We start from the raw sequence: 11,276 nt of genomic DNA, 5'->3' as shown, positions 1-11,276 counted from the left end.
TTTTCGTCTTCGCGAAGTTCACGCTCCGTGACTACTTCGCCATCCTTTAGCGCAATACGCTTCACCCAATATGCCATTGCGACGGTATAGTTCCTGCGTGTGTGATGGTCCAGTCGGGTCTTTCAAATTTCAAACATGGGGTAATCGCGGGAGCGAGTCGCCCTAAGGCCGGAAGCGGTCACATGATTGCAGAGCGGGTGGTTGTTCCCCGATAGGATGGAAGTGCGGGCTCACGACTGGACGCCGGGCCCAAGCATCGAACGGAGAACAACCATGAGCGAATATATCGGTCTCGACGTGTCGTTGAAAGAGACGGCGATTTCTGTGCGGCGTGGCGGCAAAAGGATCTGGCGCGGCAAATGTCCCTCTGATCCGAGCTTGGTCGCGGACGTTCTCCGCAAGCGGGCGCCAGCGGCCAAGCGGGTGGTGTTCGAGACCGGACCCTTGTCGGTGTGGTTCTATCATGCCTTGAGCGCCGAAGGACTTCCGGCGATCTGCATCGACGCCCGGCATGCTAAGGCCGCGCTGGACATGGCACCGAACAAAACGGACGCCAACGATGCCGACGGCTTGGCGCATCTGGCCGAGGTCGGCTTCTACCGCGAGGTGCGGGTGAAGGGCTATGACAGCATGCTGAGCCGCACGCTGGTGGCCGCGCGGAGCCGGCTGGTTAAGATCACGACCGAGCTCTCCAACCAGATCCGCGGGCTCATGAAGACGTTCGGGCTGATCATTCCGCGAAGCAAGGGCGGCAAGTTCGAAGCCGACGTCCGGCGCCTGCTGGCCGATCAGGAAGAGCTTGGCCGGATTGTCCTGCCACTTCTCGAAGCTTGGCTCAGCATGCGCGCCCGCGCTGCTGAACTCGGACAGCAGCTCGTCGCCAACGCCCGGCACAATGACGCATGCCAGCTATTGATGTCGATCCCCGGCGTCGGCACCATCACTGCGACTTCATTCATCGGTGCCATCGAGGATCCATCGAATTTCAAGACATCGCGCGCTGTCGGCGCGTGGCTGGGCTTGACAACCCGACGCTATCAATCCGGCGAAGTCGATTATGATGGTCATATCTCGCGGCGTGGGGATCCTCATCTGAGAGGGCTTCTCTATGAGGCCGCAGTCGTGATCCTGACGCGCAGCCGGGCTGACAGCAGTCTGCGCACATGGGGGCTGAAGCTGCGTGACAAGATCGGCTTCAAGCGGGCAGCTGTCGCTGTCGCCCGCAAGCTCGCTGTCATCATGCATGCGATGCTGAAATCCGGTGAGTTGTTCAATCGGGAAGAAGCCGCCATGGCCTGATCCATAAGGAAGTTCGAATGCGCCTACCCGAGGCGTAACGAGACGTCCCTGCCAGGACGTGGGCCGAGCCATTCCGCTGTGTCAGTTGCATCGTTGGCGTCACAACGCTCGCGATTGCGTTTCAAACCTTGGAAGGCTCCATCCCTCGCGAAGCCCATCATGCGGCGGCTTCATGTCGACCGCGAAGACGACCGTGCTCCCGGCAAACGACACCTGAATACAAATTTGGGCTTGCATTTTGGTCTGCGATTAGACGACTGACCCACTACCCGGTGCCGACACGGCTTGCGGCGCTGCGATCGGTGCGTCTATCATGCCGGCCGAGAAGTCGCTGACTTCGGCGTTCTCGCCGCGTTCGGCCAACCAAGACTATCTGCGGCTGATGTCGTCAGGGTCAATTTCAGAACGAATGAAGTACCGCCCCCCGCCAATGGCCGACAAAACACAATTCGGGTTGACCGCCGTCGACACCGTCCCCTTGCATGAGAAGGTCTATCTGGAGCTGGTCAGAGCCTTGATGTCCGGCCAGTTCTTGCCCGGCCAGAAGCTGACCTCGCGCAAGCTCGCCAAGGAACTCGGCACCAGCGACATGCCGGTGCGCAGTGCCTTCATGCGGCTGCAGGCGCTGCGGGCGCTGAGCCCGATGCCGAACGGCAGCGTGGAAGTGCCAGTCATTTCGGCAGAGCGATTTTCGCAGTTGACCGCCGTGCGGACGATCCTCGAAGGCTCTGCGACCGAATTTGCGACAAAGCTCATCAACGGCAACAACCTGCGGACGATCCGACGCCACTCCACCGACCTGACCTTGGCGGCCCGCAAGGGCGATATCGATGACTATCTGCGGAAGAACTACGACTTCAAATTCTCGATCTATCGCCATTGCGGCAACGAGCAGATGATCTTCCTGATCGAAACCGTCTGGATGCAGGTCGGCCCTTTTCTGAGGAACCTGGCCATGGGGTTCGAGGACGATCTCGCCTCCATTCTCGACATCGACTATCACGAGGAGGTCGTCGCGGCGATCGAGGCCCAGGACGGGGAGCGCGCGCGCACGGCCATCGTTCGCGACATCGACGAGGGCGCCACGCATATTCTCCAGCAGGCACGGTTTCCGGAGCCGAGAGCCTAGAGCGGTTCACCGTTTCACGGAAACGCCGAACCGCTCTATCCCTTTATTTTGACGCAATTCCCTTAGGGAAAGCGCTACGCGCTTTTCCCGGGAAAACCGTTTCACACTCTTCCTGGAATTGCTCTAGGGCGCTAGACCACGGCCATGATCACATGGGCCTGAATTTTGGCGGCAATCTCGCCGCGGCCATGTCTGTCCGCAATCGCGGAGGCGGCGCTGTCGGTTGCAGCTTCCAGTTCTCCCGCGCCCCTGGCCTCGATTTCGTTGCGAAGAGGAGTTCCCTGGCAATAAGCGACGGCCGCAAGGCGCGGCGAGGATGCACGACTTTGTTCGGCTCTCGTCTCGATCACCACACGGGAGAAACCCGCGTCCTCCAGTTCGCTACGGATCAGGGCCGTATCGTGGTAGCCGTGTGGCGTGCGTGCCATAAAGCGCGGCGGATCGTTCGGAAACATCCTTGCGAGAGCATTCGTCACATCATTGGCAAATACATTCTCCTCGAGGCGATCCCATACGTTGAATAGAAAATGACCTCCGGGCTTCAGGACCCGCTTTGCTTCGCGGTAGCCAGACGTGCGATCGGGAAAGAACATCGCGCCGAACTGACAACAAACGAGGTCGAAGGCCGCATCTTCGAACGGTAGCGCCAAAGCGTCCGCCTGGCGCCATTCGATGCGACTGTCGGGACCCTGTTGCGAAGCGGCGTAGTCGAGCATCGGCTGGTTGAGGTCGGTGACGACATAGCTTGCGCTCGTGGACAGTTTTGGCGCCAATGCGCGGGTGACGACCCCGGTGCCCGCGGCGATCTCCAAGACGGCACTTGGCGACAGGGACGCGGCTCGTCGTGCAAGATCCGCGGCGAACGGCTCGAAAATCAACGGCACCATATAGCGGTCGTAGTTTTCCGGAATCGAGCCCGCGAACACCTTGTCCGTTTCTGACATCACCGCCACCCGCCATCATTCAAAAGCGCTCGAGACTAGCACATAATTGTCGGCCTGGTCGCTTTTGACCGAGAGGCTCCAGCAGCATATTCGGCTATGTCGGCGGTGAACCGCGGCAGTTCAAATGCCCCCTTGGCTTTCCGTCTTCTTGCCTCTATGTTGCGATCGCAGATCGCGCAATTGGTTTTGAAATGCCTCCCGACATCCCGGCTAGTGACTTGAAAAAATAAGAAAAACGCCTGGCAATGGTCAGGTTTCGTTTTCGAAAACTCACGAGCTATTTTTACCAGGGACAGTGTAGCCGATCAGGCTGCGGCACCTTCAAAAACCAGAGGTTACAAATTGAGCGATGCAATTGCGGACGTTTTGAACTGGCTTGAAAGCAGGAACGACATCCAGAGCCTGAGGGCGGCTGTGTGCGACCTCAACGGCGTCATGCGCGGCAAGCGCATCCCGGTCGAGCAGGCGCGCAAGGCGCTCGAAGGCAAGCTGCGCATGCCTTACTCCCTGATCGGCCTCGACATCTGGGGCGAAGACATCGAAGGCAACACGCTGGTTTTCTCGACAGGCGACGCCGACGGGCTTTGCCAATGGACAGGACGCGGCATTCTCCCCGTGGCCTGGACGGCGCATCCGACGGCGCTTGTCCCGCTCTGGCTCGCCGACGAAACCGGCGCGCCGTATCTTGGTGATCCACGGCGGGCGCTGGCCCGCATTCTTGATCGCTACAAGGAATTGGGATTGACCCCGGTCGCGGCGACGGAACTCGAATTCTACCTGGTCGATCCGCAGTCGCAGCGGCCGGTCGGGCCCGTCTCGCCGGTCACCGGGCGCCGGCTCGATTCCGATGCGGCGCTGTCGATCGACGAGATCGATGACTTCGAATCCTTCATCCACGACGTCTACGAAGCCTGCCGAACGCAAGGCATTCCCGTCGACACGGCCATTGCCGAAAATGGCGTCGGCCAGTTCGAGATCAATCTGAACCACGTCGCCGACGCCCTGCGGGCGGCTGACGATGCGGTATTGTTCAAGCGCACGGTGAAGGGCATCGCCCGCAAGCACGGCTTTGCCGCCTGTTTCATGGCCAAGCCCTATGGCGACCGAGCTGGCAACGGCTTTCACGTCCACTTCAGCCTGACCGACGCCGAAGGGCGCAACGTTTTCGACGACGGCACGGATCAGGGTTCGGAGATCATGCGCCATGCGGTGGGCGGCCTGCTCGCCGCGATGGCCGAGAGCACGCTTGTGTTCGCCCCGCACTTCAATTCATACCGCCGGCTGCGTCCGAGATCCTATGCGCCGACCGCCGTGGCCTGGGGCTACGAGAACCGCATGGTCGCGATCCGCATTCCCGGCGGCCCGACCGGCGCGCGTCGCATCGAGCATCGCGTTTCGGGAGCGGATGCCAATCCCTATCTCGTGCTTGCCGCCATATTGGGCGCCGCACTGATCGGCATTGAAAGACAGATGTCGCCTGGCGATCCGACCGGGAGCGACGGGCAAGGGCTTGTGCCGGCCAAGCTGCCGCCGGACTGGGCATCGGCGATCGCCAGTTTTGAGAGCGGAACACATGTGGCCGAGATATTTCCGGCGATCCTGCGCGACTCCTTTGTCGCCTGCAAACGCCAGGAGTTGAATACGTTCGCACTCAATGTCAGCGACTTCGAGATCGAGACCTATCTGGAAAGCGTCTAGGTTCGGCAACCGGGACGTGATCCTGCATGATGGGCGGCCAAGCCGCTAAAGGCTAGACCCGGCCAAACAAGTCCCTATTATGCAGCCGATGGGGATACTTCGACCGCGACCGAAACCCAGGAAGGTCTATCCAAATAGCGACCGCTTCGAGGAAGATGGCCGGCGCATTTACAGTGCCTATGCACCAGCATCCCCACGTCGTCGCGAGAGGTCAGCGCAACGCCTCCGTCTCCTCACAATCGTCGCTGTTCTTGCCGTCGCTGCCGTGGCGACAGCTATCGCGTTTGCGAGGTGGCCAAACTAGCTACGAGGACAGCTCGGCCTTCAGCACCGAGACCGCCGCTTCGCTGTTGTGGACATACTCGTTGGCGTCCGGCTGCCTCTGCACCAGCAGGATGAACAGAAGGTCGGTCAGCGCCAGCTGTGCGTCGCGCGCGGTGATGGAGGACGAGCGCGCACGCTCCTCGTCGGCGATGGTGTAAAGGCAGATGTCGGAGACCCGGCTCAGCGGATTGTCGTGGACGCCGGTGACGGCGATTACCATCGTGCCGCGCTTGCGGGCCAGCTCGGCGATGCGCAAGGTTTCGATGCTGGCGCCGGAATAGGAAAGCGCGAACAGCACATCGCCTGGCCCGAGCGTCGAGGCATTGGCCATCTGGACGTGGCTGTCGCTGTCATGCAGGACATTGCGGCCGAGCTTCATCAGCTTGTAGGAGAAATCGCGCGCCACCAGCGAAGAAGCGCCGACCCCGACCAGATGGATGCGGCGCGCGCCATCCAGCAATTCCAGCGTCCTGGAGATGATCCGCTCGGTGTTGGCGGCGACGGTCCGCTGTATCGACAGAAGCTTGCTGCCGACCAGCTTCTTCAGGATGACCTGGTAACTGTCGCCGACCTCGATCGAGCCATGGATGACGCCGGCCGGCACCTGCCATTCCTGCGCCTTGGCCTCGCTGACGGCGAGCTTGAGCTCCTGATAGCTGGCATAGCCGAGTTTCTGGCTGAACTTGACGACGCTCGACTGGCTGCGACCGATCTCGGCCGCAAGTGCGGCCGTCGACAGACGCAGCATCTGGTCGGGATTGTCGACGATGTACCGGCCGATCTCACGATCGCCAGGCGCCATGCCGTCGAGCTTCGCATTGATCCTATTCAGAACGGACACGAGATTCCCTTACGCTTTTCAGGTTGGCAAGCCGCACAGCGTGCCATAGGAATAAAATATTCCAATTCTGATTGACAGCCAAGAACGCACAATTAATTCTCGAACGTGATCACACAAGGTTTCGGCGCATGGACAGATTGCGGATCGTCGGCGGACAGAGACTGGAAGGCGCGGTCACCATATCCGGCGCCAAGAACGCCGCCCTGCCGCAGATCGCGGCAGCCCTGCTCAGCCCCTACCCGCTCGAACTGACCAACCTGCCTGATGTGACTGACGTCGAAAACATGCTCGGCGTGGTGCGGCTGCACGGCGCCGAAGTGACGAGGTCGGCGCATACCGCGACGATCGCCACCAGTGCCGCCGTTTCCAAGGAGACGTCCTACGACACGGTGCGAAAGATGCGGGCGACCGTGCTTGTCCTGGCGCCGCTGCTGGCCCGGTTCGGCCATGCACGGGTTTCGCTGCCGGGCGGCTGCGCGATCGGCGCGCGGCCGGTCGACATGCATGTTGCCGCACTCGCGGCCCTCGGCGCCAGGATAGCCATCGAGAATGGTTCCATCGTCGCATCGGCGCCGAACGGGCTGACCGGGACGCGCATCGTCTTGAGTTCACCGTCGGTCGGGGCAACGGAAACCGCGATGATGGCGGCGGCCACGGCAAAGGGCGAAACCGAGATCATCAACGCGGCACGCGAGCCCGAAGTGGCGGACCTCGCCGCGTGCCTCAACGCGATGGGCGCGCGCATCGAGGGTGCCGGCACGCACCGCATCCTGATCGCGGGCGACACGAGTTGGCATGCCGCGAGGCACGACATCATCCCGGACCGGATCGAGGCCGGCACCTATGCCATCGCCGCGGCCATCACCGGTGGCCAGCTGGAACTGACCCATGCCCGGCTTGAGCATATGGCCTCGGTGGTGCAATTGCTGGAAGCAACCGGCGTCAGCGTCTGGCCGGGCGACCGCGGGCTCATCGTGTCACGCGACCGGCCGTTGAAGGCTGTCGACGTCACGACGGAACCTTATCCGGGGTTTCCAACCGATCTCCAGGCGCAGTTCATGGCGCTGATGTGTTGCGCCGAGGGAGCATCGCTGCTGCGTGAAACCATCTTCGAGAACCGCTTCATGCATGTTCCCGAACTGATGCGGCTCGGCGCCAACATCAAGCTGCAGGGCACCACGGCGCTGGTGCGTGGTGGCGCCAAGCTGCATGGCGCACCGGTGATGGCCACCGACCTGCGCGCTTCCGTGTCCCTGGTACTGGCGGCGCTGGTGTGCGAGGGCGAGACGACCATCAACCGCGTCTATCACCTCGACCGCGGCTATGAGCAACTGGACCGCAAGCTGCGGCTGTGCGGCGCCGACATCGAGCGGCTGAGCGCATGAGCAGCGGTGCGGATTGTTTTCTCGGCGTCGATGGCGGCGGGACCGGGTGCCGCGCCCGCATCGAGGACGCCCAGGGAAACGTGCTGGGACAGGGCCTGTCGGGCCCGGCGACCACGCGGCTCGGCATCGACGCGGCCTGGGCCTCCATTGCGAAAGCCTTTGGCGCGGCGATCGAAGAGACAGGCTTCGGACCAGCCGAGACAGCCAGAATTCGCGCCGGCATCGGCCTTGCCGGCATCGGCCGCAAGGGTGCGCTGGAGGCGTTGCGGGCGATTGCGCATCCGTTTGCCAGCATCGATTTCGTCAGCGATGGCGTCGGCGCTTGCCTTGGCGCGCATTCCGGCCAGGACGGCGCCATCGTCATTGCCGGCACCGGCTCGATCGGCCTCGGCTTTGTCGACGGCCGCGACCTGCGTGTCGGCGGCTACGGCTTTCCGATCTCCGACGAAGGCAGCGGCGCCGATCTTGGACTGAAAGCCGTGCAGCTGGCATTGCGCGCCCATGACGGACGGCACGAGCGGACGGCGCTGCTGGCGGAGGTGATGCAGCGCTTCGAAGGCGACCCGATGGAAGCCGTCGCCTGGATGGACCGCGCCAGCGCCACCGACTATGCGGCGCTGGCGCCGATGGTGATGCGCCATGCCGACCAGGGCGATCCGGCCGGGCGGCGCATCGTGCAAAGCGCGGCCGAGCAGATCGACACGCTGGTGAGGGTGCTGTTCGAACAAGGCGTGCCGCGCGTCACCTTGCTGGGCGGCCTGTCCAGTGCGCTCGAGCCCTGGCTCTCCCCCGATGTCCGGCGCCGCCTGAAGCCCGCTGATGGCGATGCGGTCTCGGGTGCGATCATCCTCGCCAAACGGTCCTGCGGCGGGCGATAGCGCCCGGCCCCGCTAGGAATAATATATTCCATATTTCTGTTGACGTTGCGAATATCAAATTCTAAAAAGTTAACAAACGAAAACAGGGTAGCAGCAAACGGACACAGCGTCCGTGTGCGCTGGCGCCGGTCGGGAGCTCTGCTCAGCGCCGGCCACGCAGCACGATTTGAAAGCACTGGAATGACCGAACAAGGGTTGATGTCCGAGCTGGACCGGCTGATTTCCGAGGGCCGCAACCCAAGGACGATGGACATCGACCTGCTGCCGACCATCGATGTGCTGCGCAAGATCAATGACGAGGACGAGGCCGTCCCGGCGGCTGTCGAAAAGGTCGTGCCGGAAATCGCCGCTGCGGTGGACCGCATCGTGCTTGCCTTCCAGAAAGGCGCACGACTGATCTACATGGGCGCCGGCACCAGCGGCCGGCTCGGCGTTCTCGATGCTTCGGAATGCCCGCCGACCTTCGGTGTCCCCGAAGGCATGGTCGTCGGCCTGATCGCCGGCGGTCCCGACGCCCTGGTGCGGTCGACGGAAGGCGCCGAGGACGATCCGAAAATGGGCGCGAAGGCGCTGCTGGAGATCGGGCTCACATCAGACGACGTGGTGGTCGGTATCGCCGTCAGCGGGCGCACGCCCTATGTCATCGGCGGATTGAGCTATGCGAAGCAAGTTGGCGCGACGACGGTCGCCTTGTCCTGCAATCCAGCCTCGACCATTGCCGACATCGCCGACATTGCCATCTCGCCGGTTGTCGGGCCGGAAGTGCTGACAGGCTCGACCCGGCTGAAATCGGGAACTGCGCAGAAGCTGGTGCTCAACATGCTAACCACCGCCAGCATGATCCGCATCGGCAAGATCTACCAGAACCTGATGGTCGACCTTAACCCGTCCAACAAGAAGCTAGTCGCCAGGGCAACCAGGATCGTCATGCAGACGACCGGTTGCGCGGCGCAGCAAGCCAAGCAAGCGCTCGCCCAGACCGGCAACGATGTGAAGCTGGCGATCCTGGTGACGATCACCGGCATGGGCGTCGAGGAGGCGCGCGTGGCCCTCGGCAAGGCCGGGGGCTTCCTGCGAAAGGCAATCGGCGACACGACGGCATGAAGCCGCATGAGACAAGACGGCGTGAAGCCGCATAGACTGGGCCGATACTCCAAAGCATGTGTGTCTTGGAAGCGGTCCGCAGAAACTGCAAGGCATCGAGTTCAATCATAATGGGAGACGAGAATGGTTCACCTCACAAGAAAGCTGCTGTCGGGCATCACGCTGGCCGCGATGCTCGGCGTGGCTGCGGTTTCAACGCAGGCGAATGCAGCGACGCTGCAGATGGCCTGGTCGCAGGACGCCACCGGGCTTGATCCGCACAAGCAGACGGCCTTTTCGTCGCTGCGGCTGCTGGAGCTGATCTATGAGCCGCTGGTGCGGGTCGACGCCAGCCTGCAGATCATCCCCGCCATCGCCACCTCCTGGGAATTCTCCAAGGACGGCAAGGAGCTGACCTTCAAGCTCGATTCCAAGGCGAAATTCCAGGACGGCACAGGGGTGACCTCGGCCGACGTCAAGGCATCGTTCGAGCGCATCCTCGACGAGAAGACGGGCGCGGCCGCCCGCGCCAACTTCCTGTCGATCGCCAGCATCGACACGCCCGATGCGACGACCGTGGTGTTTCATCTGTCGCAGCCCGACGTGCCGATCCTGACGGCGATGAGCGACGTCAACGCGGCCATCGTTCCGGCAAGCGAGATCAAGGCCGGCTCGATCGGCACCAAGGCGGTCGGCTCGGGACCGTTCAAGCTCGACAAATGGGATCCCAATGCCAAGGAAGTGCTGAGCGCCAACAAGGATTGGGCCGGCGGCGCGACCGGAGTCGACGGCATCGAAATCAGCGTGCTTCCCGATGAAGCCGCGATCCTGGCCGCCATGCGCACCAAGCAGATCGATTTCGCGTTGCTCAACGACCCGCTTGTCGCCACGCTGGTGCCGAAGGAAGCCAGCCTGCAGCTGAACCGCGTGCCGGTGCTCGCCTATCACGTGCTGCAGCTCAATCCCTCACGCAAGCCGATGACCGAGCTCAAGGTGCGCCAGGCCATCTCCTGCGCCATCGACCGGCAGGAGGTGCTCGACACCGCTTCGCTCGGCGAAGGCAAGGTCACCGGCCCGCTGACGATCCCGGCTCTGGCGACCGATCCGAGCCAGCTGTTCTGCTACAAGCGCGACGTCGAAAAGGCCAAGAAGCTGATGTCCGAAGCCGGCTATGCCGACGGCTTTTCGGCGACCGTGATCGGCGCTACCGGCGAGCCGCCGACGGCGGCGGCGGAAGCCCAGGTCATCCAGTCGCAGCTGGCAGAGATCGGCGTCAAGCTCGACATCAAGATGATGGAGCTCAACGTCTATGTCGACGCCTGGCTGAAGGGCGACTTCGACATGGCGATCGCGCTCAACGGCGGCCGTGCCGACCCCTACACCATGTACAACCGCTACTGGACCAAGGCAGGCAATTTGCAGAAGGTGGCCAACTACATCGACGACACGCTCGACAGCCAGATGCAGAAGGGCCGCGCTGAGACCGACCCGGCGGCGCGCAAGGCGATCTTCGCCGAGTTCGAGAAGCACCTCGCCGAGATGTCGCCGTGGATCTGGCTCTACACCTCGTACAGCTATACGGCGCAGCAGAAGAACATCGCCGGGTTCGTACCGACGCCGACGGGCACGCTGTTCAGCCTGAGCAAGGTAACCATCCAGCAGTAGCCGGCGGCCTTGGACGAGAGGACTTCTTCG

9 protein-coding genes are annotated in these 11,276 nt (G+C 62.6%); 7 read left to right on the top strand and 2 right to left on the bottom strand.

The features are described 5' to 3' along the window. Positions 1-273 precede the first annotated feature (273 nt). Positions 274-1,299, top strand: coding sequence for an IS110 family RNA-guided transposase (locus CGZ66_RS02200; protein ID WP_095081136.1), 1,026 nt, complete (start codon positions 274-276; stop codon positions 1,297-1,299). A gap of 430 nt (positions 1,300-1,729) precedes the next feature. Next, positions 1,730-2,428: a GntR family transcriptional regulator gene (locus CGZ66_RS02195; RefSeq protein ID WP_095081134.1), complete on the top strand. Its 699-nt coding sequence runs from the start codon at positions 1,730-1,732 to the stop codon at positions 2,426-2,428. A 131-nt stretch (positions 2,429-2,559) separates the two neighbouring features. On the opposite strand, the gene CGZ66_RS02190 is transcribed toward CGZ66_RS02195, so the two are convergent. Beyond that, a complete protein-coding gene (locus CGZ66_RS02190) occupies positions 2,560-3,372 on the bottom strand; it encodes a class I SAM-dependent methyltransferase (RefSeq protein WP_095081012.1) in 813 nt (270 codons plus the stop codon). Positions 3,373-3,714: 342 nt separating this feature from the next. Between CGZ66_RS02190 and CGZ66_RS02185 the strand changes: the two genes are divergently transcribed. After that, positions 3,715-5,070, top strand: a complete 1,356-nt coding sequence (locus tag CGZ66_RS02185; protein WP_095081011.1) for a glutamine synthetase family protein — start codon at positions 3,715-3,717, stop codon at positions 5,068-5,070. Positions 5,071-5,374: 304 nt separating this feature from the next. Here the strand turns inward: CGZ66_RS02185 and CGZ66_RS02180 are convergent, their stop codons facing one another. Next, a complete protein-coding gene (locus tag CGZ66_RS02180; protein ID WP_095081008.1) occupies positions 5,375-6,235 on the bottom strand; it encodes a MurR/RpiR family transcriptional regulator in 861 nt (286 codons plus the stop codon). Between the two features lie 128 nt (positions 6,236-6,363). On the opposite strand from CGZ66_RS02180, the gene murA reads away from it, so the two are divergent. The 4 genes from murA (at position 6,364) to CGZ66_RS02160 (ending at position 11,246) form a co-directional block, all read left to right on the top strand. Then, positions 6,364-7,620, top strand: coding sequence for a UDP-N-acetylglucosamine 1-carboxyvinyltransferase (murA, locus tag CGZ66_RS02175; protein WP_095081002.1), 1,257 nt, complete (start codon positions 6,364-6,366; stop codon positions 7,618-7,620). Beyond that, positions 7,617-8,498 carry a glucosamine kinase nucleotide-binding domain-containing protein gene (locus CGZ66_RS02170; protein WP_095081001.1) on the top strand — a complete coding sequence of 294 codons (882 nt, stop codon included), beginning with the start codon at positions 7,617-7,619 and terminating at the stop codon, positions 8,496-8,498. Before murA ends, CGZ66_RS02170 begins: the two co-directional genes overlap by 4 nt. Before the next feature lie 180 nt (positions 8,499-8,678). Beyond that, positions 8,679-9,602, top strand: coding sequence for an N-acetylmuramic acid 6-phosphate etherase (gene murQ, locus CGZ66_RS02165; RefSeq protein ID WP_095081000.1), 924 nt, complete (start codon positions 8,679-8,681; stop codon positions 9,600-9,602). A gap of 123 nt (positions 9,603-9,725) precedes the next feature. Further along, positions 9,726-11,246, top strand: coding sequence for an ABC transporter substrate-binding protein (locus CGZ66_RS02160; protein WP_095080998.1), 1,521 nt, complete (start codon positions 9,726-9,728; stop codon positions 11,244-11,246). Positions 11,247-11,276 lie beyond the last annotated feature (30 nt).

Origin of the sequence: Mesorhizobium sophorae (assembly GCF_002270415.1) — a bacterium.
GTDB classification, from domain to species: domain Bacteria; phylum Pseudomonadota; class Alphaproteobacteria; order Rhizobiales; family Rhizobiaceae; genus Mesorhizobium; species Mesorhizobium sophorae.
Note: the sequence above shows the minus strand (reverse complement) of the source record. Positions and strands in the feature narration are given on the sequence as shown.